Genomic DNA, 283 nt, shown 5'->3' with positions numbered 1-283 from the left:
GGCAGCGACAACCTGTTCATGGCCTACGCGCACGTCGCCCACGACTGCCAGGTCGGCAACCAGTGCGTGCTGGCGAACAACGCCACGCTGGGCGGCCACGTGCACCTCGGCGACTGGGTGATCATGGGAGGCCTGTCGGCGATCCACCAGTTCTGCAAGGTGGGCGCTCACGCGTTCATCGCGAATAATGCCGCCGTCACGCGCGACGTTCCTCCCTACGTCATGACGGTGGGCCAGCCGGCCGCCGCGCACAGCGTGAACTCGGAAGGCCACAAGCGACGCG

1 pseudogene is annotated in these 283 nt (G+C 67.5%); it reads left to right on the top strand.

The features are described from left to right. Window positions 1-283 (top strand): annotated as a pseudogene (locus LZP69_RS16305) (acyl-ACP--UDP-N-acetylglucosamine O-acyltransferase); the annotation flags it as partial.

Source organism: Shewanella sp. AS1, from assembly GCF_021412565.1.
In the GTDB taxonomy this organism is placed as follows: Bacteria; Pseudomonadota; Gammaproteobacteria; order Enterobacterales; family Shewanellaceae; genus Shewanella.
The sequence above is the reverse complement of the archived record's forward strand: the minus strand, read 5'-3'. Positions and strand labels throughout refer to the sequence as shown.